This window comes from Paraburkholderia sp. J7 (genome assembly GCF_905220155.1).
Lineage (GTDB): Bacteria > Pseudomonadota > Gammaproteobacteria > Burkholderiales > Burkholderiaceae > Paraburkholderia.
Genome location: NZ_CAJMYZ010000029.1, coordinates 58915 through 79634 on the forward strand (window position 1 = coordinate 58915; position 20720 = coordinate 79634).

Annotated in this window: 20 protein-coding genes and 1 pseudogene; 10 read left to right on the forward strand and 11 right to left on the reverse strand. The window is 65.1% G+C overall.

Annotated features, from left to right (window positions below; genetic code table 11):
* Positions 1–18: 18 nt before the first annotated feature.
* The 4 genes and pseudogenes from U5A58_RS34775 to U5A58_RS34790 all read right to left on the reverse strand — a co-directional run.
* Positions 19–249 (reverse strand): annotated as a pseudogene (locus tag U5A58_RS34775) (DUF2866 domain-containing protein); the annotation flags it as partial.
* 290 nt (positions 250–539) lie between these two features.
* A complete protein-coding gene (locus U5A58_RS34780) occupies positions 540–737 on the reverse strand; it encodes a DUF3562 domain-containing protein (protein ID WP_158760939.1) in 198 nt (65 codons plus the stop codon).
* Positions 738–999: 262 nt separating this feature from the next.
* Positions 1000–2061 (reverse strand): alkene reductase, encoded by a 1062-nt coding sequence (locus tag U5A58_RS34785; RefSeq protein ID WP_321964770.1) that lies wholly within the window; start codon positions 2059–2061, stop codon positions 1000–1002.
* A gap of 114 nt (positions 2062–2175) precedes the next feature.
* Positions 2176–2499, reverse strand: a complete 324-nt coding sequence (locus tag U5A58_RS34790) for a metalloregulator ArsR/SmtB family transcription factor (protein WP_321964771.1) — start codon at positions 2497–2499, stop codon at positions 2176–2178.
* 291 nt (positions 2500–2790) lie between these two features.
* On the opposite strand from U5A58_RS34790, the gene U5A58_RS34795 reads away from it, so the two are divergent.
* A complete protein-coding gene (locus U5A58_RS34795; RefSeq protein WP_321964772.1) occupies positions 2791–4200 on the forward strand; it encodes a cytosine permease in 1410 nt (469 codons plus the stop codon).
* A gap of 27 nt (positions 4201–4227) precedes the next feature.
* On the opposite strand, the gene U5A58_RS34800 is transcribed toward U5A58_RS34795, so the two are convergent.
* Positions 4228–5154, reverse strand: coding sequence for a LysR family transcriptional regulator (locus tag U5A58_RS34800; protein ID WP_321916035.1), 927 nt, complete (start codon positions 5152–5154; stop codon positions 4228–4230).
* A 172-nt stretch (positions 5155–5326) separates the two neighbouring features.
* Here U5A58_RS34800 and U5A58_RS34805 point away from each other — a divergent pair, with 172 nt between their 5' ends.
* The 4 genes from U5A58_RS34805 to argE are packed head-to-tail and all read left to right on the forward strand — an operon-like array spanning position 5327 to position 8939.
* The gene (locus U5A58_RS34805; RefSeq protein ID WP_321964773.1) at positions 5327–6667 is read left to right on the forward strand and encodes an NAD(P)/FAD-dependent oxidoreductase; all 1341 of its coding nucleotides are present in this window, start codon (positions 5327–5329) and stop codon (positions 6665–6667) included.
* A complete protein-coding gene (locus tag U5A58_RS34810; protein ID WP_321964774.1) occupies positions 6667–7098 on the forward strand; it encodes a RidA family protein in 432 nt (143 codons plus the stop codon). The genes U5A58_RS34805 and U5A58_RS34810 overlap by 1 nt, the downstream gene beginning before the upstream one ends.
* Positions 7099–7108: 10 nt before the next feature.
* On the forward strand, positions 7109–7786 hold the full coding sequence (locus tag U5A58_RS34815; RefSeq protein ID WP_321964775.1) for a DUF1028 domain-containing protein: 678 nt from the start codon (positions 7109–7111) through the stop codon (positions 7784–7786).
* Complete coding sequence (gene argE / locus U5A58_RS34820; RefSeq protein ID WP_321964776.1) at positions 7779–8939, forward strand: acetylornithine deacetylase; 1161 nt, start codon at positions 7779–7781, stop codon at positions 8937–8939. The genes U5A58_RS34815 and argE overlap by 8 nt, the downstream gene beginning before the upstream one ends.
* Positions 8940–8944: 5 nt before the next feature.
* On the opposite strand, the gene U5A58_RS34825 is transcribed toward argE, so the two are convergent.
* On the reverse strand, positions 8945–10225 hold the full coding sequence (locus U5A58_RS34825; protein WP_321964777.1) for an MFS transporter: 1281 nt from the start codon (positions 10223–10225) through the stop codon (positions 8945–8947).
* A gap of 25 nt (positions 10226–10250) precedes the next feature.
* Positions 10251–11684, reverse strand: a complete 1434-nt coding sequence (locus tag U5A58_RS34830) for a M20 family metallopeptidase (RefSeq protein WP_321964778.1) — start codon at positions 11682–11684, stop codon at positions 10251–10253.
* Positions 11685–11814: 130 nt separating this feature from the next.
* On the opposite strand from U5A58_RS34830, the gene U5A58_RS34835 reads away from it, so the two are divergent.
* Positions 11815–12714, forward strand: a complete 900-nt coding sequence (locus U5A58_RS34835; protein ID WP_321964779.1) for a LysR family transcriptional regulator — start codon at positions 11815–11817, stop codon at positions 12712–12714.
* Between the two features lie 12 nt (positions 12715–12726).
* On the opposite strand, the gene U5A58_RS34840 is transcribed toward U5A58_RS34835, so the two are convergent.
* Complete coding sequence (locus U5A58_RS34840) at positions 12727–13308, reverse strand: cytochrome b (protein ID WP_321964780.1); 582 nt, start codon at positions 13306–13308, stop codon at positions 12727–12729.
* A 264-nt stretch (positions 13309–13572) separates the two neighbouring features.
* On the opposite strand from U5A58_RS34840, the gene U5A58_RS34845 reads away from it, so the two are divergent.
* On the forward strand, positions 13573–15054 hold the full coding sequence (locus tag U5A58_RS34845) for a methyl-accepting chemotaxis protein (RefSeq protein ID WP_321964781.1): 1482 nt from the start codon (positions 13573–13575) through the stop codon (positions 15052–15054).
* A gap of 169 nt (positions 15055–15223) precedes the next feature.
* Entirely contained in the window at positions 15224–15658 is a 435-nt protein-coding gene (locus U5A58_RS34850; RefSeq protein ID WP_158759403.1) for a hypothetical protein, read from the forward strand.
* 195 nt (positions 15659–15853) lie between these two features.
* On the opposite strand, the gene U5A58_RS34855 is transcribed toward U5A58_RS34850, so the two are convergent.
* Positions 15854–16699 carry an NADPH-dependent F420 reductase gene (locus tag U5A58_RS34855; RefSeq protein WP_321964794.1) on the reverse strand — a complete coding sequence of 282 codons (846 nt, stop codon included), beginning with the start codon at positions 16697–16699 and terminating at the stop codon, positions 15854–15856.
* On the opposite strand from U5A58_RS34855, the gene U5A58_RS34860 reads away from it, so the two are divergent.
* Positions 16654–17619 (forward strand): LysR family transcriptional regulator, encoded by a 966-nt coding sequence (locus U5A58_RS34860; RefSeq protein WP_321964782.1) that lies wholly within the window; start codon positions 16654–16656, stop codon positions 17617–17619. The genes U5A58_RS34855 and U5A58_RS34860 overlap by 46 nt on opposite strands.
* 32 nt (positions 17620–17651) lie before the next feature.
* Here U5A58_RS34860 and U5A58_RS34865 read toward each other — a convergent pair whose 3' ends face one another.
* Positions 17652–18485, reverse strand: coding sequence for an isocitrate lyase/phosphoenolpyruvate mutase family protein (locus U5A58_RS34865; protein ID WP_321916022.1), 834 nt, complete (start codon positions 18483–18485; stop codon positions 17652–17654).
* Between the two features lie 300 nt (positions 18486–18785).
* Here U5A58_RS34865 and U5A58_RS34870 point away from each other — a divergent pair, with 300 nt between their 5' ends.
* On the forward strand, positions 18786–19781 hold the full coding sequence (locus tag U5A58_RS34870; RefSeq protein WP_321916021.1) for a LacI family DNA-binding transcriptional regulator: 996 nt from the start codon (positions 18786–18788) through the stop codon (positions 19779–19781).
* A gap of 30 nt (positions 19782–19811) precedes the next feature.
* Here the strand turns inward: U5A58_RS34870 and U5A58_RS34875 are convergent, their stop codons facing one another.
* Positions 19812–20558 (reverse strand): IclR family transcriptional regulator, encoded by a 747-nt coding sequence (locus tag U5A58_RS34875; RefSeq protein WP_321964783.1) that lies wholly within the window; start codon positions 20556–20558, stop codon positions 19812–19814.
* Positions 20559–20720 lie beyond the last annotated feature (162 nt).

A 20720-nucleotide genomic window follows, 5' to 3' on the forward strand; every position in this document is an offset into this window, starting at 1 on the left:
GCCGTTCAGCAGAATGCGGCGGCCGGGCACGTGCTGCGCGACGAGGCGAGCGATATCGAGCGCTGTGCTCTCGGCGGGCACGACCTGGCGGCGCGCGCTGTCGTCGAGCGGCGTCGTCCATTCGACGAGCCGGTAGGCGCGGCCCCACGGATGCTGCAGCGGTGTGGAGACCCGGCATGACGCCACCGTCGAAGCCGCGCCGTCGCGCAGCAGGGACTGCAGGTGCACCAGTACATCGTCTTCAACCATGACCTCGCTCCTCCTAGGCTTGCCGCACAAAAAAACGCCGCCGATGTTCCGGCGGCTCAACAGGGGTTGAGCCTATGGTTGCAGCAAAGAATTAAACCAACCTTAAGAGATGGCGCTGAGCGACGAGTGCGGCGGGTAGGGCCAATGGGGGCAGCGGTGCGTGCCCCGTGTGGGCGCGCACCGCTCAGAAAGACGCGGGTGGAGCAGCCGGCCTCGCTCGGCCGGCGTAAAGAAAATCTGAAAGACGGTGGCTAGCGCGGGCAGCCAGCGCACGCCGCTAGTATGGGCGACTAGTGCTTCGTGCCATTTTGCCGGAGCGTCGCTCGCGTCTTGCGCGCGGCGAACAGCGGCAGATAGTCCTGGATGCGTGCTTGCGCGCGATATTCATTGAGCGTGTCGGCGTAGATGCGCGCGACCGTTTCCTCCGGCGTGTTGGTTTCTTCGGCGATGGTATGAACGATCTCGGCAACATCGGCGGTCTTCGTCATGACTTGGCTCCGGTCAGCGAGGAGGGGTTGGCAGGCAGGGTTTGAATTCAAGGATATCCGCGCGCGGGATACCAATTGAATCCGCCTATCGGGCGCTAGTGTCGCGGGTGTGTCGACTCAGGGATCTGTGTGAACTTTACCGGCGGCTTGCGCGCGCCCCTGCATTTTCAGGCCTTCCAGCGAAAAACGGCCACAGCGAGGCAGAATACCTGCGCCGTGGCCGCCAGTTAGCGTGCGGCCATGAGCCGCACACATGCCATGTTTACGCTGCGCTTTCGAGCGACGGATAGTCCGTGTAGCCCGTTTCGCCACGCGCGTAATACGTCGAGGGATTCGGCGCGTTGAGCGGCGCGTTCAATTCGAAACGGCGCGCCAGATCGGGGTTCGCGATGAAGAGCTGGCCCCACGCGACCGCGTCGGCTTCGCCTGCCGCGAGCACGGCCTGAGCCGATTCCAGCGAGAACTTTTCGTTCGCGATGAACGGACCGCCGAATTCGGCCTTCAGTTGCGGCCCGAGACGGTTGTCGCCCATCGATTCGCGCGCAAAGACGAACGCGATCTTGCGCTTGCCGAGTTCGCGCGCCACATAACCGAACGTCGCCGCCGGATTCGAATCGCCCATCGTGTGCGCGTCGCCGCGCGGTGCGATATGCATGCCCACGCGATTCGCGCCCCACACGTCGATACACGCGTCGGTGATTTCGAGCAGCAGGCGCGCGCGATTCTCGATCGAGCCGCCATAGGCGTCAGTGCGCTGGTTGGTGCTGTCTTGCAGGAACTGGTCGATCAAATAACCGTTCGCGCCGTGAATTTCCACGCCGTCGAAACCGGCCGCCTTCGCGTTGACCGCGCCCTGGCGGAACGCGGCGATCACACCGGCGATTTCTTCGGTTGCGAGCGCGCGCGGCGTGACGAAGCCGCGTTGCGGACGCACGAGGCTCACATTGCCTTGCGGCGCGATGGCGCTCGGCGCCACCGGCAGATCGCCGTTCAGGAACACAGGGTCGGACACGCGGCCCACGTGCCACAGTTGCATGAAGATGCGGCCGCCCGCGGCGTGCACCGCATCGGTCACGATCTTCCAGCCTTCCACCTGCTCTTGCGACCAGATGCCCGGCGTTTCGGCATAGCCGACGCCTTGCGGCGTGACCGAGGTCGCTTCGCTGATGATGAGGCCGGCCGTCGCGCGCTCGGCGTAGTACTTCGCCATGAGTGCGTTGGGCACGCGTACTTCACCCGCGCGTTGACGCGTGAGCGGGGCCATGATGATGCGGTTCGGCAGCGTGAGGTCGCCGATCTGGATGGGGTCGAAAAGCGTTGCCATGTAGGGTCACCTTGTCTGCGGGCGCGGCCCGCGGGCTGAAAAGCGATACAGGAATCGAAACGGACGATGCGGCTTCAGCGGATGTTGGGTCGCTGAAGCATCACAACCGTGGCGTCACAACTGCGCGTTCATATGGGCGATAAACGCCTCGATGACCGGCTCGTTGCGCTTGAAGAACACCCACTGCCCCACGCGTTTGGACGTGACGAGCCCGGCCTTCTGCAACACGGCCAGATGCGCGGACACCGTGGATTGCGAAAGCTGGCAATGCGCGTCGATCTTGCCTGCGCAGACACCGTTTTCGAGCGGCAGTTCCTGGTCGCCGAAATGCACCTGCGGCTCACGCAGGCTCGCGAGGATCTCGCGGCGCACGGGATTGGAGAGCGCCTTGCAGATCGCGTCGACTTCCAGGGGTGCGGGGGTTGTGCGGTTCTTCATTGCGGTTGCATCGTAACTGTCCGAATCATATATCGGAATTATACGATATGGGCGATGACACTCTTTTCAATAGGGTTGTCGCTGCATATCTCGCTCTCCTTCCCCGCTTTTGCATAGCTTTCGCCTATGCAAAACATCGGGAAACAATGCTTGGCAGTCGAAATTTGTCGTCAGTTAATGCGCTCAACGTTTCGAGTGGGGCGGTCGTTTCGCCCTGGCCCTGCACTTGTTTTGCACCTTCGTCGCGCGTGCCGATTTCGGAAACACGCAGGCGAGCCAATGGAGATTGTTATGGCAGACAACCGCAACGCGGTTCCCCTGATCGAGAAGCACACGATCGGCTACGTGCCCGAGAACGAGCGGCACGGCAAGGTTCGCGATCTCTTCACGCTTTGGTTCGGCGGCAATATCGCGCCGCTGCCGATCGTCACCGGCGCGCTCGGCGTGCAGCTTTATCACCTCAATCTCATGTGGGGCATTGTCGCGATCATCGTCGGCCAGGCGCTGGGCGGCATTCTCATGGCGCTGCATTCGGCGCAAGGCCCGCAAATGGGCATTCCGCAAATGATCCAGAGCCGCGCGCAGTTCGGCTCGCGCGGCGCGCTGCTCGTCACGGTCATCGCCGGCATCATGTACGTCGGCTTCTTCGCCTCGAATATCGTGCTGGCAGGCAAGTCGCTGCACGGCATTCAATCGTCGATTCCGGTGCCCGCCGGCATCGTGATCGGCGCGCTCGGGTCGGGGCTCATCGGCATCATCGGATACCGCTTCATACACGTGCTGAACCGCATCGGCACGTGGGTGCTCGGCATCGGGATCGCCGTGGGCTTTGGCTATATCGTCACGCACGTGCAATCGACGGACTTCCTCACGCGCGGCGGCTTCAACTTCGCCGGCTGGCTCGCGACGGTGTCGCTCTCCGCGCTGTGGCAGATCGCATTCGCGCCGTACGTCTCCGACTATTCGCGCTACCTGCCGAAGAATGTGGGCGTCGCGTCGACGTTCTGGGCGACGTATCTCGGCTGCGTGCTCGGCTCGACGCTCGCGTTCGTTTTCGGCGCGGTGGCCGTACTCGCGGTTCCGGCCGGCGCCGACACGATGGACGCCGTGAAGGCTTCGACCGGCGCTATCGGCCCGTTCATGCTCGTGTTGTTCCTGCTGAGCGTGATCAGCCATAACGCGCTGAATCTGTACGGCGCTGTGCTTTCGGTCATCACGTCGCTGCAGACATTCGCGTATCGCTGGATTCCGACCGCGAAATCGCGCGCGGTGCTCTCGATCATCATCCTGACCGCATGCTGCTTTGCGGCGGTCGGTGCGTCGAAGGACTTCGTCGGGCATTTCGTCGATCTCGTGCTCGCGCTGCTCGTGGTGCTCGTGCCGTGGACGGCCATCAACCTGATCGACTTCTATGTGATTCACAAGGGCGAGTACGACGTTCAGTCGATCTTTCGCGTCGACGGCGGCATTTACGGGCTGTTCAATCCGCAAGCGCTGATCGCCTATGCCGTCGGGATCCTCGTGCAGATTCCGTTCATGAACACGCCGATGTACGTGGGTTCGTTCTCGGCGCATCTCGACGGCGCGGACCTGTCCTGGCTCGTCGGCATCATCGTCACGACACCGCTTTACTTGTGGCTCGCCACGCGCGACACGGCGTACCGCCGCCGGCTCAACCAGCCGTCCGCGCAGGTGCAGTAAATCGCGCGGATCGCCGCCTTCGACTGATCAATGCTTGAAGCGCAAGCGCCGGATATAGCTTTCGCAGAACGCGGCGAAGCGCTTCACGACTTCGCGTTGCCGCACGGTGCTCGACGTTGCAATGCCGAGCGTCGTTGCGGGAACCGCCTCCTTGAAGCGCTTGACGACGAACTCCTCGCCATCCACGGTGCGGCACGACTCGAGCGGGAAGTTGAGGATGCTGTAGCCCAGGCCGTTCGCCACCATGCCGCGCACGACTTCGGGCTGCGCGGAGCGGAACGCGGCGACAGGCCGGCTGCCTGCGGCGTCGAAGAGGGTCGAGAAGTATTCGCGGCTGTGCGGAAGATCGAGCATCACATAAGGCTCCGGCAGCAAATCCTTCAGCGAGACCTTCGCCGCGCGCGCGAGCCGGTGATTTTTCGGCAGGATCACGTAAGGCGGCAGCGAGACGACGGGCACGAAGGCGATGCCTTCCGCAATGTCGAGACTATAGGTGAGCGCGATATCCAGCGAGCCGTCGCTGAGCCCGCTCAGCAGGCCATCCTGATGCGCTTCTCTCGTCATGAACGTGATCGACGCATGTTCGCGCAGGAACGCGCTGATGAGCGACGGCATGAGCGGCGGCGCAAGCGAAACGAGGCAGCCGAGCGACACGGTGCCGGATACGCCGCCGTCGAGTTCCTGTGCCGTGAGTTGTAGTTCCTCGGCGCTCTTCAGGAGGCTGCGCGCATGCACGAGCAGATCGCGGCCCGGTTGGGTGAGCGAAAGCCCGCTTGCGTGATGGCGGATGAACAATTGCACGCCGAACGACGACTCCAGTTCGGCCAGCGCGGTCGAGATCGAAGGCTGCGAGATGTGCAGGCGCTTCGCCGCAGCAGTGAACGAAAGGGTTTCCGCAGTCGCGATGAAATAGCGCAACTGGCGCAGTGAATAGCGAATCGATACGCCGTCCATTTCAAGAAATCTCGCTTGAAGGCGCAACCTGGGCGGCCGATAGTTCACACCCGGTTGCATAGGTAAATCCGATGCAGAGGATTTTATTTTAATAGTTTTTCCTATCCTGCGTCGCGCGTAGAGTTTGTTTCGACGAGCAGGACGTCATTCGCAAATTTGAAGGAGAACAGCCATGAAGGCTGACAACGTGTCCATCGACACACTGGTCATAGGCGCCGGTCAGGCGGGCGTGGCAATGAGCGAGCATCTCAGCAAGTCGGGCGTGCCGCATCTCGTGCTGGAACGCGATCGCATTGCCGAGCGCTGGCGCACGGGCCGCTGGGATTCGCTGGTCGCCAACGGTCCCGCCTGGCACGACCGTTTTCCCGGCATGGAATTCGAAGGACTGGACCCCGACGCGTTCGCGGGCAAGGAGCAGGTCGCCGATTACTTCGTCGCGTATGCGAGGAAGTTCAATGCGCCCATCCGCACGGGCGTGGAGGTGACGCGCGTCGAACGCCTTCAGGGACGTCCGGGCTTCGCAGTGCAGACGAATAGCGGCACGTTCGAAGCGAATCGGGTTGTCGTGGCAACGGGGCCGTTTCAGCGCCCGGTGATTCCTGCCATCGCTCCGAAGGACCCGCGTCTCACGCAGATGCACTCGGCCGGCTATCGCAATCCGGCGCAGTTGCCCGCAGGCGCGGTGCTGGTCGTTGGCGCCGGTTCCTCGGGTACGCAGATCGCCGACGAACTGCGTCGCGCGGGCCGCACGGTGTATCTGTCAGTCGGGCCGCACGATCGGCCGCCGCGCGCTTATCGCAACCGCGACTTCTGCTGGTGGCTCGGCGTGCTCGGCGAATGGGACAAGGAGGTGGCAGGGCCCGGGCGCGAGCACGTGACGATTGCCGTGAGCGGCGCATATGGCGGCCAGACCATCGATTTTCGCCGGCTCGCGCATGAAGGCATGACGCTCGTCGGCGTCACGAAATCGTTCGACAACGGCGTCGTGACGTTCGAGCAGGATCTGGTGGCCAATCTCAAGCGCGGCGACGAGAACCTGATGTCGCTGCTCGACGCTGCCGATGCTTATGTCGAGCGCAACGGCATCGACTTGCCGAACGATCCCGAGGCACGCCACATCCCGCCCGATCCCGAGTGCGTCGCGCGTCCGCTGCGCGAACTGGATCTCGCCGCGGCCGGCGTGACGACGATCATCTGGGCAACCGGCTATGCGCTCGATTACAGCTGGCTGCATGTCGACGCGTTCGACGCGCAAGGTAAGCCGAAGCATCAGCGCGGCGTCTCGACGGAGCCGGGTGTTTATTTTCTCGGCTTGCCGTGGCTGTCGCGCCGAGGCTCGTCGTTCATCTGGGGCGTGTGGCACGACGCGAAGCACATTGCCGATCACATCGGCACGCAGCGCAAGTACCTCGACTATCGCGACGCAACTCAACGCGAATGCGTGGCGCTCGCCGCGAAGAAGGCGTGCGACGAATCGCACGCAAGCACCCTCAACGAAATTGGAGTGAATTGATGCCTACCCATACCCGTATCCGCATGTTCAACACGAAGGATACCTATCCAAACCAGACGCTCGACAACGATCTGTGTCAGGCCGTGCGCGCGGGCAACACCGTCTACTTGCGCGGTCAGGTCGGCACCGACTTCGACGGCAAGCTGATCGGCCTCGGCGACCCGCGCGCGCAAGCCGAGCAGGCGATGAAGAACGTCAAGCAGCTGCTCGAAGAAGCGGGCAGCGACCTGTCGCACATCGTCAAGACGACGACGTACATCATCGATCCGCGCTATCGCGAACCGGTCTATCAGGAAGTCGGCAAGTGGCTCAAAGGCGTGTACCCGATTTCGACTGGCTTGTGCGTGAGTGCGCTCGGCCAGCCGCAATGGCTGATGGAGATCGACGTGATCGCGGTGATTCCCGAGAACTGGACGCCTCGCGAGGCATAAGGAGCGGCGCATGACATTCTCGATCGTCGGACGTTGCCGGGAAACCGGCCAACTGGGTATTGCCATCAGTTCCTCGAGTATTGCCGTGGGCGCGCGTTGCCCCTGGGTGCGGGCAGGCGTCGGCGCGGTCGCGACGCAGAATGTCACGCTGCCCGCGCTTGGGCCCCGAATCCTCGATCTGATGGAGCGGCAGGAGCTTGCGCCGCATATCGCGTTGAAGCAGGCCCGCGACGCCGATGCGTTCAACGCGTATCGGCAAGTCACGGTGATCGACGCGCAGGGCCGCACCGCGTTCTTCACAGGCGAAAACGCGCTTGGGGTGCATCATGCGGCGTCCGGCGATCAATGTGTTGCAGCGGGCAACATGCTCGCCGCACCGCAAGTCATTGATGCGATGGTGCGTACATTCGAGCGCACTCAAGGGCTGCTTGCCGAGCGTCTGCTCGCTGCAATGCATGCCGCGCTGGAGGCGGGCGGCGAAGCGGGCCCGGTCCATTCGGCCGCGCTCAAGGTCGTCGACACGCAGGTCTGGCCAATCGTGGATTTGCGAGTCGATTGGGCCGACGACGATCCCATCGGCCAACTCGCGCAGCTATGGAAAGCGTATCTCCCGCAGATGCAGGACTACGTCACGCGCGCGTTGAACCCGACCGCGGCCCCAAGCTATGGAGTGCCAGGCGATGAGTGATCGCTCCAGCCGCGCGTTGCTTGAACGGCTGATCGGCTTCGAGACCGTCAGCCGCGAATCGAATCTCGAACTGATCGCGTTCGTGCAGCGCTATCTCGCGGATCTTGGTGTCGAATGCGAGCTGTTTCATAACGCCGGGCGCACGAAAGCCAGCCTCTATGCGACTATCGGTCCGCGCGACAAGGGCGGCGTCGTGCTGTCGGGTCATACAGACGTCGTGCCCGTCGAGGGCCAGGCATGGACCGTCGACCCGTTCCGCCTCACAGAAAAGAATGGGCGGTTATACGGGCGCGGCACCGCGGACATGAAGGGCTTTCTGGCATGCGCGCTCGCGGCGGTACCCAGGTTCGTCGAGCGCAAGCTGAACGTGCCCGTCCATATCGCTTTTTCGTACGACGAGGAAGTGGGCTGCCTCGGTGTGCGCCCCATGCTCGCGGAGCTCGAAAAGCGCGCGCACAAGCCGCGTTTGTGCATCATCGGCGAGCCGACGGAAATGAAGCCTGTGCTCGGCCACAAGGGGAAGCTCGCCATGCGCTGCCGCGTGAAGGGCGCGGCGTGTCACTCGGCGTACGCGCCGTATGGCGTGAACGCCATTCAATACGCGGCCCGACTCATCAATCGGCTGGAGAACATCGGCGAAGAACTCGCCCAGCCCGAACATCACGACGAACGTTTCGATCCGCCGTTTTCGACGGTGCAAACGGGCGTCGTCACGGGCGGACGCGCGCTGAATATCGTGCCTGCCGAGTGCGAGTTCGATTTCGAAGTGCGCTCGGTGCCGGGCTTCGAGGCGCAAACGGTGGCTGAGAGGATCGAGTCGTATGCGCAGGCGGAATTGCTGCCGAAAATGCGCAAGGTTCACGCCGATACCGATATTTGCTTCGAGCCCTTGAACGCTTATCCGGGCCTCGCGACGCCGCCGGATAGCGAGGCGGCGCAGCTGCTCGCCGTGATCAGCGAGTTGCGCGACTTCGGCACGGTCGCGTTCGGCACCGAGGGCGGATTATTTACGCGCGCGGGCATTCCCACCGTCGTATGCGGGCCCGGCAGCATGGAGCAAGGCCACAAGCCCGACGAGTTCGTGAGCGTCGATCAACTCGCCCGTTGCGATGCGATGCTGGCGCGGCTTGTCGAGCATATCGCGCGCGCGTAGCGCTTTTACGCGGTCGCCCGCTGTGCAACCGTGGTCGCGACCTTCACGCGGCTCATGTACGCCAGCGCGGACAAACTGATCATGGCGGTCGCGATCAGCCAGTAGCTCGGCGCGCTCTTGTCGCCGGTCGCGCTCAGCATCCACGTGACGATGGCCGGCGTGAAGCCGCCGAATACGGTCACGCCGATGTTGTAGCCGATCGACATGCCGGTGGCGCGCGTCGCGGCCGGGAAGATCTCCGCCATGAGTGCGGGCACGGCGCCGAAATAGATGGACTTCAGCAGCGCCAGCCACGCAATCAGTACGAAGAGCGGCACCGGACTCGCGTGGCTGGTCGCCCAGGCAAAGCCCGGGTAGGCGCTCACGAGAAAGAGGAGCGCGACGCAGGTCATCTGAGTGCGCCGTCCGATACGGTCGGACAGATGTCCCGCGAACGGCGTGACGACAGTGAGGATCACGCCGCCTGCCATCGTCGCCGCGAATCCGGTTGCCGCAGGCAGATGCAACTGGCGGATGGCGAACGTGGGAATGTACTGCAGCAGGTAGTTGACCGCTGTCGAGACCGTCATCAAGCCGATTGCCGTGAGCACGAGCCGCTTTTGGTGACCCAGCACTTCTCGCACGGGCGTTTCGGTGCGCTCGGCGTGCTTGAAGTCCTCGGTGTCTTCAATGTAGCGGCGCAGGTAGAGGCCCACCGGACCAATCAGCAGTCCGAAGAAGAACGGCAGACGCCACCCCCAGGCTGCGAGGTCGGCAGGCGCCATGAGGCGGGCGAGACCATAGCCGAACGAGGCCGCGAGCAGCGTGGCGAGCCCTTGCGTGGCGAACTGCCAGCTGGCGAGAAAGCCGCGCCGGTGCGGCGCATGCTCGATCAGCATGGCCGTGGAGGCGCCAAACTCGCCGCCCGCCGAAAAGCCCTGGATGAGCCGCGCCGCGAACACCGCAAGCGGTGCGGTCACGCCGATCGTTTCGTAGCCGGGAATCAGCGCGATGATCGCCGTGCCGACCATCATGAGGCTGACCGAGAGCATCAGCGCGGCCTTGCGTCCGCGGCGGTCGGCATAGGCGCCGAGCACCGCGCCGCCAAGCGGGCGCACGAGATACGACGCGCCGAACGTGCCGAACGTGAGCAGCATCGACACGGTTTCGTTGACGGCCGGAAAGAAATGCTTGCCGATGTACACCGCGAAGAACCCGTAAATGGCGATGTCGAACCATTCGAGCGCGTTGCCGGCGGAGGTGGCGATGACGAGCCTCGCAAGGCTCACGGGTTGCTTTGCTGACATGGCGGCGGGCACCTTTATGTGGTCTTCAGGCGAGGGCGTCGGCGGGTTGCGCCGATGCGCGCGTTCTGGCGAGACGCGCGGCGTCGTCGCCGAGGTCCCACCAGAGTCCGGCCATCACCGCGAGCGCTTCGCGCGCGACGGAGCCGAGCAGGTGTTCGTTCGGCGCGTGCTGCGCGCAAGCCGGATACGAATGCGGGACCCACAGCGTCGGCAGATCGAGCGTGTACGCGAAGACGTCGTTGGGCACCGTGCCGCCGAGGTTCGGCAACAGCGCGGGCTTCTTGCCCGTCGACGCGCGCAGCGAGTCGAGCGCCCAGTGCACCCAGGCGTCGTCGGGGTCGAGCCGCGTTGCAGCGGAGGTCTGCGTGACACGGACCTGCACATCGTCAAAACCAAGCCGCGCGAAGTGCGCTTCGAGATGCTGGCCCACGCGCGCGGCGTCCGTGCCCACCACGAAGCGCAACTGGCAGGTGGCCTTGGCCGTGGGCGGGATCGCGTTGACGGGCGCATCGGGATTGCCGGTCTTGAACGCGAGCACTTCGAGCGTGTTCCAGGCGATCACCCGTTCGGTGGGCGTGAGGCCGGGCTCGCCCCAGTTCGGATCGATCGCGGGGGCGTCGTCGTCGCCGCCGAGCACGATGTCGGCGAGTGCTTCGCGCACGCTGGCCGGCACCGGCGGCGGACGCAACCCGTCCACGACGATGGCGCCGCGCCGGTCGACAAGGCTCGCGAGCGCGTGCGAGAGCACGACACCCGGATTGCGCAGCGCGCCGCCCCAGTTGCCCGAGTGATGCGCGCCCTTGCGCAGATCGACGAGCAGTTCGAACGTCACGCCGCCGCGCGAGCCGAGGAAAAGCGTGGGCCGCTCGGCCAGCACGCGCGGGCCGTCCGAGGCGATGAACACGTCTGCCGCGAGTGCTTCGCGATTGGCGGCGCACACGGCGTCGAGACCCGGCGAGCCGATTTCCTCGCCGGTTTCGAAGATCAGCTTCACGTTGTAGCCGAGCTTGCCGCCGCGCGCGTCCAGCACCGCGGCGAGGGCCGCGAAGTTCACCGAGTGCTGGCCCTTGTTGTCGGCGGTGCCGCGGCCATACCAGCGGTCGCCCTCCACGGTGACGCTCCAGGGCGCGAGACCTTCGCGCCACTGTTCGTCGTAGCCGCGCACGACGTCGCCGTGGCCGTAGGTCAGCACGCTCGGCAGCGCGGGGTCTTCGATGCGCTCGGCGATCAGAAACGGCGCGCGCGAGCTGGCGGGATTCTCGACCACGCGGCAAGTGAAGCCGAGCGGCGTGAGGGAGGGCATCACCTCGTCCGCGAGATAGGCGACGAGCGCGCGGGCCTGCTCGGGATTCTGGCTTTCGGTGCGAAAGCCCACGCGGCGCTGGAGGTCGGTGAAGAACGCGCCGGAGTCGTAAGCGCGCAAGGCGCGGTCGATGGCGGTTTGTCGGGTCTCGTTCAAAAGGGCTCCTCTCATGCCTGGGTGCGGGGAATGAGAGCAGTCTAGGAACGCCAAAAATTCGCAACAATTTCAAAATTTGCGGATAGCATTGCCAAAATGGCAACGCAACGGACACTGAACGGATACGCCGATGCTTCATGGAATCGCCTTGCGCTACTTCGTCGAGGTCGCGCGCACGGGGTCGCTGGCGGCGGCTTCGGAAAACCTGCACGTCGCCGTTTCGGCGATCAGCCGCCAGATCAGCAAGCTGGAGGAGGACGTGGGCACGGCGCTCTTCGAGCGCATGCCGCGCGGCATGGTGCTAACCGAATCGGGCGAGCGGCTGGCCGAGCACGCGCGGCGCGCGCTGCTGGAGGGCGACGCGGTGCTCGCCGAGATCGCCACGGCCAAGGCGCTCGGGCACGGCATCGTGCGCATCGGCTGCACGGAGGGCTTTACGCGCTCGTTCTTGCCCCACGTGCTCGCGCAACATCACGCCACGGCGCCGCACGTGCATTTCAATCTGCGCTCGGGCACGCCTTCGCAGGTCGAGCAATGGGTGGCCATGGGCGAGGCTGATCTGGGGCTGGCGTTTTCGAGCGGCGATCCGGCGAAGGTCTACGTGCAGTACAGCGCACAAGCGCCGGTCTGTGCGCTGCTCGATCCGGGGCATCCGCTCGCGCAACGCGACTCGCTGACGCTCGCGGACCTGCGCGACTATCCTGTCGCGCTGCTCGAACGCGGCAACACGGCCCGGCAGTTATTCGACGAGTGCTGCGCGCGCCATGGCATCAAGCTCGAGCCCATTCTCACGAGCAACAATTCGAGCGCCTTGCATGCGTTCGCGGCGCTGGCCGGCGCGATCACGCTCGGCAGCCGGCTTTCGCTTGCGGGCCTCGCGGACGATCTTTCGCTCGTGGCGAAGCGCTTCGACGAGCCGACGCTCAACCAGCGCAACCTGTGCGTGATGACGATGCGCGAGCGGCGGCTTTCGCGCCCGATCGAAGGTGTATTGAGGGCGCTGATCGTGGCGATCGAACGCGCGTTGTGACGACGCGGGGTTTTAGCGCTTTCCGGCACGCCCCGTCATGCGTCCGAGGATGTCCACGCGCTGCACCAGTTGATGGTAGACCACCGCGAGCACGTGCCCGGCGATCAGCAAGTACGTGAGATACGCCAGCCAGTAGTGAACCTTCGAGCCGAGATGGCCGAGCGCCTTGTCTGCCGGCACGACGGCGGGCACCTGAAACAGCCAGAACCAGTTCACCGGATGGCCGCCGCCATACGAGTTGAGATATCCACTGATCGGCATGGCAAAGAGAATCAAATACAGCAAGCCATGGCCGATATGCGCGAGCCTCCGCTCAAAGGCTGGAATGCGCTGCGGCAGCGGCGGCGCGGTGCCCGAAATCCGCGTCACCACGCGGATCAGCGTGAGCAGCAGGACGGTCATGCCAATCGATTTGTGGAAAGTCATCCAACTGCCGCGCGACGGGTCATGGCGGTCCATCGTCGTCATGTACCACGCCACCGGGATCACCACGAACATGCATAGCGCGGTCAGCCAATGCAGCACGCGTAGCGTCAGGCTGTATGCCGGGGCTGCGAAGGAAAACGCAGAAACGGAGTGCGGAGTTCGGGACATGGTCGGGGCCTTTTAAAGGTCGGATCGACAAAGCCTGCCACAAAAATGCCGCTGCGGAGCGTCTCCCGCGAGTGCGGTTTTGTTAGGCCCCGTTACAACGCCCGCCTTCAAAAATGACAGTAGATGATAAGTCAACCATAAATACTCAATGGATTTCCCTTATATAGACATCAATTAGCCTGCCGATAACTGCGAGGATGTGATTCGATCTGTCTGCTGCGCCCCAATCGTAAGTTGAATTGTCAATCAGGAGTCGGGAATCCCATGTCCAGCAGTTTCGCAGAAGCCCCGTTCGACGGGGCGTACGCTCCGGCCAGTGCCGCCCGCCGGGCAGCGGTCGTCGAGAGCCCGCTCATGAATGCGCGCAAACGCGCCGATCGCGCTTGCGCGCTGGTCAACTGGATTCTTCTGGCGGGAGCCGTGGGTGTCGGTTGGCACTTCGACACACTCGCGCCCGTGTTCGTCGTCGGGCTGCCGCTCGCGCTCGTTTCCACCGTGCTCGCGCTTGCCTCGCCAGGCCTCAAGATCACCAGAATGGGTTCCGCACTGACCTTCATGGGCGGCGCGGCGCTGTTGATCGACGTGGGAGGCGGGCAGGACGAGTTTCACTTCGTGGTGTTCATCCTCCTTTCGCTGCTGCTCGCGTATCGCGACGTGCAGGTCGTCCTGCTCGCGACCGCTTTCATCTCCGTTCAGCAACTCGCGTTCAACTACTTGCAGGCGTGGGGCTGGCCTGTCAGGGTCTTTTCGCAAACGGGTTTCGACGTCGTGGCGCAGCACTGGGCGTTTCTCTGGCTTCAAACCTTGTTTATCGCGGCGATTTCGGCGCGCCAGGAGCGCGACGCCAATATCGCGGGCGAACTCGCGGCCATGTCGGAGGGGATCGGGCAGGCGTCGGGCTACATCACGCTGGGCGAGCAAGCGAGCCGGCCGTCGAGCGACGTGGCCGGCGCTTTTCACGCCACGCTCGCGGCCGTGCGCAAGACGCTGCTGCAGGTGCGTGACAGCGTGGGTGAGGTTTCGGAGTCGGTAGCCGGCACCAGCGCGCGCAATGCCGTGCTTTCGGATCGGACCGAGCAGCAGCGCCGTTCGCTCGAAAGCATGGTCGCGGCCATGGAGCAACTCAAGCAAAGCGTGCACGAGAGCGTCGATCACGCCATGGCCGCCAGCGCGCTGGCGGACTCGGCGAGCGAGGTCGCGTCCCGGGGGCGCGGGGCGATCAAGGCGGTGATCGATACGATGGGTGACATTTATCGCTCGTGCGACCGCATTACCGACATCATCGGCGTGATCGACGGCATCGCGTTCCAGACCAACATTCTTGCGCTCAACGCATCGGTCGAGGCTGCGCGCGCGGGCGATCAGGGCCGGGGGTTCGGCGTGGTCGCGGAGGAGGTCCGCACGCTCGCTCAGCGCAGCGCCGCCGCAGCGAAGGAGATCCGGGCGCTGATTGGCGAGTCGGTCGAGCGCGCACGCACGGGCAATGGCCTCGTCGAAAGCGCGGGCAACACGGTGGGCCAGGTGCTCGAGGGCGTCACGCGCCTGTCCTCCATCGTTCATGAGATGGCGACTGCCGCCGGCGCACAGCGCGCGGGCATCGACCAGATGGGCGAGAACATCGCCGGCATCGACGTGGCGATACGCGAGAACGCGGCGCACGTTGCCGACACCGTCGAGCAGGTCAGGCAGCAGCATCGTCAGACCGAACTCCTCGCCAGCGCGGTCCAGGTGTTCAGGCTCGATTGAGTGTCATATCGCGGTGCGTTTTCGGGGCGCGACCCCATCGCGCGAGCAGCAGTCCGTTCCGTCGGACCATTTTGTTACACCTCTTACGGCGCTTGGCCAGTGGCGTTACAAAGACCTTTCACATTGGCCGCTATACTCGGTTCCGTCTCAAAAACGTAAGAGAACAACTATGTCGAAGAAACTCATCCAGATGGTTGCCGTTGCCGCGCTGACTGCTGCGGCCTCGCTGCCGGCGCTGGCCGGCGATATGAACAACGCACTGGGTGGCGCGCTTGGCGGCGTTGCCGGCGCGGCTTTGGGTGGCGCAGTGGGCGGCAGCACCGGCGCCGTGATCGGCGGCGCGGTGGGTGGCGGCGCGGGTGGCGCGGTCACTTCGAATCGTCGCGAGCGCACGGGCGCCATCATCGGCGGCGCGCTCGGCGGCGGCGCGGGCACGGCGGCGGGCAACGCCATGGGCGGCCGCACCGGCGGCCTGATCGGCGCGGCGGTGGGCGGCGGCGCAGGCTCGGCGCTCGGCGGCAATGTCTCGCGTTCGAACTCCTACGCCGACGACTATTCGCGCGGCTATCACGGCAAGCGCCACAAGCACCGTCACTACGACTAAGCACAGCTTGCAAGGCGCAGCGACTGCTGCGCCTCGTTGTTTCGCGCCGCCGCATCCGGTGGCGCTCGCCGGGCCGTTCTGGCCCGCGCGTCACTTCCTCTCTGCTTGAGCTTGACGTCATCTGCATGACGGGTCATGACGCCTTCGCGTCATTTGATTCGGTATGCCAGGTAATCGTCGAGACTTCAGCGTGCGTCATTCCGGCCGCGGTTTGCGTCGCCATGAGCCATGCGGCAGTTCCTTGTCGCGCTCGGCCGCGGCAAGCGCGGCGCGCAGTTGCGTATGGTTCAGTGGAATGCAATAAGCCGGTTTGGCGCGCTCAAAGCGCCAGCTATCGGCAAGCGGACCTGCGTCGAGCACGTCGAAATCGAGCTGTGCATGCAACGCGCCCACGAGCGCCTTTGCCTCTTCATCGTCTCCCGCGACGGGTAGCGCGCGCCGTCCACCCTCCACAGGCGGGCGCTCTTCGCGCGGCAGGTCGTACGCGAGAATCGCATTGAACGCCTTGACCACGCGGGCGCCTTCCAGTTGCTGCGCAACGCGCTCGCTCGTAGTGGCACGGTATTCGTCGAACACGGCGATGGCGCCGTCGCGCGGCGGGTAGTAGTTCATGGTGTCGATGACGACCTTGCCGGCGAGTGTGTTGACCGGTATTTCGCCTAGCGCGGACAGCGGCAGCGCCGCGATCACGATCTCGCCGAACGCAGCGGCTTCCTCTAGCGTGCCGATACGGCAACCCAACGCTGCCGCTTCTCCGGCACGCGCCTCGGGATGACGCGACGAGAGCATCACCTCATGTCCCGCCTGCGCGAGAAGCTTGCCTAGCGTCGAGCCGATCTCGCCCGCGCCGAGAATGCCGACAGCCAATCGATGTTCACGATGTTCGTTCATGGGAAATCCCCGAGTTTCGTCATGGAGACCCCAGCGTAGCGCCGAAACTCCCGTGCGATAATCGGCTATCCAGGTGAAACACTTGAAATGGCGGGTTTCTAATCGTGGACAAATTGACCAGCATGACCGTGTTCGTGAAGGCGGCGGAATCCGGTTCGTTCACGGCGGCGGCGCGCATGCTCGCGATGACGCCGCAGATGGCGGGCAAGCACGTCGACGCGCTGGAAAAGACGTTAGGCGTGCGCCTGCTCCAGCGCTCGACGCGCAAGCACGCACTTACGGAAGCGGGCCGTGCCTATTTCGAAGCTTGCCGGCGTGTGCTCGACGAGGCGGCGGCGGCGGATGCCGTCGCGCTCGCGCAAACCGCCCACCCGCAAGGCACGCTGCGCGTGACGGCGCCCGTTTCGTTCGGCGCTTTTCGGCTTGCGCATGAAATCAAGGCCTTTCTCGAGGATTGCCCGGACGTGAAAGTCGATCTCGTGCTGAGTGACCGGCAGTTCGATCTCTTGCAGGACGGGTTCGATGTCGCGTTTCGCATTGGCGCGCTGCCCGACTCGCAACTGGTCGCGCGAGCGCTCGCGCCCTATCGGCTCGTGCCGTGCGCCGCGCCGTCCTATCTCGCCGCGCATGGAACGCCGGCACATCCGCGCGAACTCGCGCAGCACGTGTGCCTCGATTACGCGTTCGACAGCTTTCCGGCGCCCCAAACGTGGATCTTCAAGGACGGCGACACGCAGATCGAAGTCGAGCCGCGCGGCCAGCTGCGCAGCAACGACACGCGCGCGCTGATCGCGGCGGCGGAAGCGGGCGTGGGCATCGTGCTCGCGGGCGAGCCGAACCTGGCGCCTTCGGTGGCGGCGGGGCGGCTCGTGCCGCTTCTCGAGGCGTATGCCGCGCCGGTGCGGCCCATGCATCTGCTTTACGCGGATCGCCGCGCGCAGGCGCCCAAGCAACGCGCGTTCGTGGCGTGGGCGCTGGCGTGCTTTGGCGAGGCGGCCAACGCCACCGGCGCGCGGGCGGCGCCGGTGGAACCTCGCGTTCGTCGTTCTGCGCGCAAGCCGCGCGCATAGCCCACATCGTGCACATCGCACACGCAGCGTAGTCAGGCCTCGCTGCGGAAGGCGGCGTTGAGCGTCGCGCCGGGCGCCGCGCCTTCGAAGCCGTCGAAACGCCCTTCGGTGAGCCGTTGAGCCGCGTGCATGAAAGCGCCCCATGCGGTGCGGGCGAGCGCGCCGCCAACGCTCACGCGGCGCACGCCGAGTGCGGCGAGATCGTCCAGCGTGAAGGCCGACTTCGCACCGATCAGCACGTTCACAGGCTTCGGCGCGACTGCGCTCACGACGGCCACGATCTGCTCGCGTGTCTGGATGCCGGGCGCGTAGAGGCAGTCCGCGCCCGCCGCCGCATACGCCTGCAAGCGCGCGATGGCGTCGTCGAGGTCGGGCACGCCCGCCACGAAGTTCTCGGCGCGGCCAACGAGCAAGGTGTCGCCGCCACGTGCGTCAATGGCGCGGCGAGCGGCCCGCATGCGCTCGACAGCCACCTCGATCGGCAGCAGCGGTGCTGCGTCGTCGCCGGTCGAGTCTTCAACGGAAAGCCCGGCGACACCGGTCTCGACGGCGAGGCCCACGCTTGCTTCGACGCCTGCGGGATCTGCGCCGAAGCCGCTTTCGAAGTCGGCGTTCACAGGCAGGTCGGTGGCCGCGACGATCTCGCGCAGGTGCGCGAGGATCGCGTCGCGCGGCAGCGTGTTGTCGGCATGGCCGCGCGACCATGCGAACCCGGAGCTGGTGGTCGCGAGCGCCTTGAAGCCGAGGCCCTGGAGGTAGCGCGCGCTGCCCACGTCCCACGGGTTCGGCAGCACGAAGCAACCGGCGGCATGGAGTGCGCGAAACTCGGCGCGTTTCTCGGCAATGGTGCGGGCGGGTCCTGACATGGCAAGTCTCCTCCTGGCTCGTGGTGGGCGGCGGGCGTTTGCGCGGGAATGCACATTCTGTCGCGCCGGTCTTCGATTGTGACCGAATTTACGGATCCCCGAGTCGTGCGGCACGCGCTTGCACAGCGAGTTCGCGTAAAGATCAGGATAGCGAATTAAATGAACGCCTACGAAAACGATCACATTCGGCGGCGCGAAACGAGGAAAAGAAAGGCGCAGCCGTTATGATATGCGTTCTTTTTATTTTGCCGTCCAGCCGCGATGTCCAAAACCAGCGCTCCGAAAGCCACGCCGCCCCGCATGTCCGATGTCGCCCGTCTCGCGGGCGTTTCGAAGATGACGGTGTCCCGTGTGATGGCGGGGCGCAGCGCGTCGGAGGCGACACGCGAGCGCGTGCAGCGCGCCATCGACGAACTGGGTTACGTGGCCGACGCGGCGGCCGGCGCGCTCTCCTCGGGGCGCTCGTCGTTTGTCGCCGTGCTCGTGCCGTCGCTTTCGAGTTCCAACTTCTCGGACACCGTGAGCGGCCTCACGGCCGTGCTCGAGCCGCAGGGGCTCGAACTGCTGATCGGCGACACCGACTACTTCCTCGATCGCGAGGAACGACTCGTGCGCCAGATGCTGCGCCATCAGCCGCGCTGCATCGCGCTCACGGGCGCGCAGCATACGGACGCCACGCGCACGCTGCTGCAGCGCTCCGGCGTGCCGGTCGTCGAGATGTGGGACTTGCCCGCGGAGCCGATCGACATGGCCGTGGGCTTTTCCAACGTGAGCGCGGCGCGCGAGATGGTGCGCTATCTCGCGGACAAGGGCCATCGCCGCATCGGTTTTCTTGGTGGCGCGGGCGATCTGGACCGGCGCGGCCTCGATCGCCTCAAGGGCTATCAGATGGAGATGAAGGCGCTCGGGCTCGACAGGCACCGCGTCGTGCAACTGGGCGGCTCGCCGGTCACGATGAGCCACGGCGCGCCTGCCATGGCCGAGCTGCTCGAGCGTTGGCCCGACACAGAGGCCGTAATGTGCGTGAGCGACATGTCGGCATTCGGCGCGATTATGGAGTGCCAGCGGCGCGGCCTGAGCGTGCCCCGCGATATGGCGGTCGCGGGCTTCGGCAACTTCGAGATCGCGGAGTGCTGCTATCCGGCGATCACCACGATTTCGGTCGATGCCTACGGCATTGGCCAGCGCACGGGCGAGGCGATCGTCGCCGCCCTCGCGGCAGCGGACGGTGCGAGCGCGCAGCATCCCGTGAAAACGCGCATTCAATACACGGTCGTGCCGCGCCAGAGCGCTTGAGCATGTGAGTGCGCGGCAGCGTTAGCGGCGTCACAGCCCCTTGGCGATGCGCTGCGCCATCTCGACCACCGCGATGGCCAGGCGCTTTTCGCGGCGCGCATCGAGCCGCTCCAGCGGCAGGCTCGCGCTGACCGCCACGCGCTTGCCGAGCGCCGTCACGCCCACGAACGCCGCGAAGCACGCAATCCCCGCCGTCACTTCTTCCCGCTCGTGCGCTAGGCCGGAGCGGCGTATCGCGGCGAGCGCCGCAAGCAGGTCCGGCTTGCGCGTGATGGTGTTGGCCGTCACGGCGGGAAGCTGGCGCGGCAGGATCGCGCCGACCTCTTCATCGGGCAGGCTGGCGAGCAGCGCCTTGCCCAGCGCGCAGCAGTGCGCGGGCAGCCGCGAGCCGAGATCGGAGATGAGACGCACGGGCCGCGCCGGGTCTTCGCGCGCGAGATACACGACTTCGGCGCCATCCAGCACGGCAAGCTGAACGACTTCGTTATGCGTCGCGACAAACACGGTCGCCTCCTGGCGGAACACTTCCTGGAGCCGGTCGTGCCGCACGTAGGCGCTGCCGAGTTCGAACAGCGTGAGGCCGACGATATAGCCGTCGGCGCGTTTTTCGATCCAGCGCCGGCGTTCGAGCGAGTCGAGCATCAGGTAGAGCGTGCTGCGCGAAAGGCCGGTGGCCTGCGCGATGGCCGCCGCGCGCATCGGGCCTTTTGCGTGCGCGAGCACGTCGAGAATATCGTGTATGCGCCGCAGCGCCGGGACTTCGTAAGGTGAGGACATGGAGCTGCGCGCCGCAAATTAGATCATCCAGCAGGCTGGAAATACTAACACCACGTTGGACACCTGCATGAGCGCGTCGACATTTCTCAGCGGCATCGTTCCTTGGTATCGTTGCAGACGCGTTGCACACACGAATCAACAGGAACGGTTTGAACGCCCAGG

Excerpts from the sequence above, each read along its gene's own strand:
- U5A58_RS34810 (WP_321964774.1), top strand. The coding sequence starts at position 6,667 with ATGCCTACCCATACCCGTATCCGCATGTTCAACACGAAGGATACCTAT.
- U5A58_RS34825 (WP_321964777.1), bottom strand. The coding sequence starts at position 10,225 with ATGTCAGCAAAGCAACCCGTGAGCCTTGCGAGGCTCGTCATCGCCACC.
- U5A58_RS34835 (WP_321964779.1), top strand. The coding sequence starts at position 11,815 with ATGCTTCATGGAATCGCCTTGCGCTACTTCGTCGAGGTCGCGCGCACG.
- U5A58_RS34815 (WP_321964775.1), top strand. The coding sequence starts at position 7,109 with ATGACATTCTCGATCGTCGGACGTTGCCGGGAAACCGGCCAACTGGGT.
- U5A58_RS34780 (WP_158760939.1), bottom strand. The coding sequence starts at position 737 with ATGACGAAGACCGCCGATGTTGCCGAGATCGTTCATACCATCGCCGAA.
- U5A58_RS34805 (WP_321964773.1), top strand. The coding sequence starts at position 5,327 with ATGAAGGCTGACAACGTGTCCATCGACACACTGGTCATAGGCGCCGGT.
- U5A58_RS34870 (WP_321916021.1), top strand. The coding sequence starts at position 18,786 with ATGTCCGATGTCGCCCGTCTCGCGGGCGTTTCGAAGATGACGGTGTCC.
- argE (WP_321964776.1), top strand. The coding sequence starts at position 7,779 with ATGAGTGATCGCTCCAGCCGCGCGTTGCTTGAACGGCTGATCGGCTTC.
- U5A58_RS34850 (WP_158759403.1), top strand. The coding sequence starts at position 15,224 with ATGTCGAAGAAACTCATCCAGATGGTTGCCGTTGCCGCGCTGACTGCT.
- U5A58_RS34795 (WP_321964772.1), top strand. The coding sequence starts at position 2,791 with ATGGCAGACAACCGCAACGCGGTTCCCCTGATCGAGAAGCACACGATC.
- U5A58_RS34785 (WP_321964770.1), bottom strand. The coding sequence starts at position 2,061 with ATGGCAACGCTTTTCGACCCCATCCAGATCGGCGACCTCACGCTGCCG.
- U5A58_RS34845 (WP_321964781.1), top strand. The coding sequence starts at position 13,573 with ATGTCCAGCAGTTTCGCAGAAGCCCCGTTCGACGGGGCGTACGCTCCG.
- U5A58_RS34865 (WP_321916022.1), bottom strand. The coding sequence starts at position 18,485 with ATGTCAGGACCCGCCCGCACCATTGCCGAGAAACGCGCCGAGTTTCGC.
- U5A58_RS34875 (WP_321964783.1), bottom strand. The coding sequence starts at position 20,558 with ATGTCCTCACCTTACGAAGTCCCGGCGCTGCGGCGCATACACGATATT.
- U5A58_RS34790 (WP_321964771.1), bottom strand. The coding sequence starts at position 2,499 with ATGAAGAACCGCACAACCCCCGCACCCCTGGAAGTCGACGCGATCTGC.
- U5A58_RS34840 (WP_321964780.1), bottom strand. The coding sequence starts at position 13,308 with ATGTCCCGAACTCCGCACTCCGTTTCTGCGTTTTCCTTCGCAGCCCCG.
- U5A58_RS34800 (WP_321916035.1), bottom strand. The coding sequence starts at position 5,154 with ATGGACGGCGTATCGATTCGCTATTCACTGCGCCAGTTGCGCTATTTC.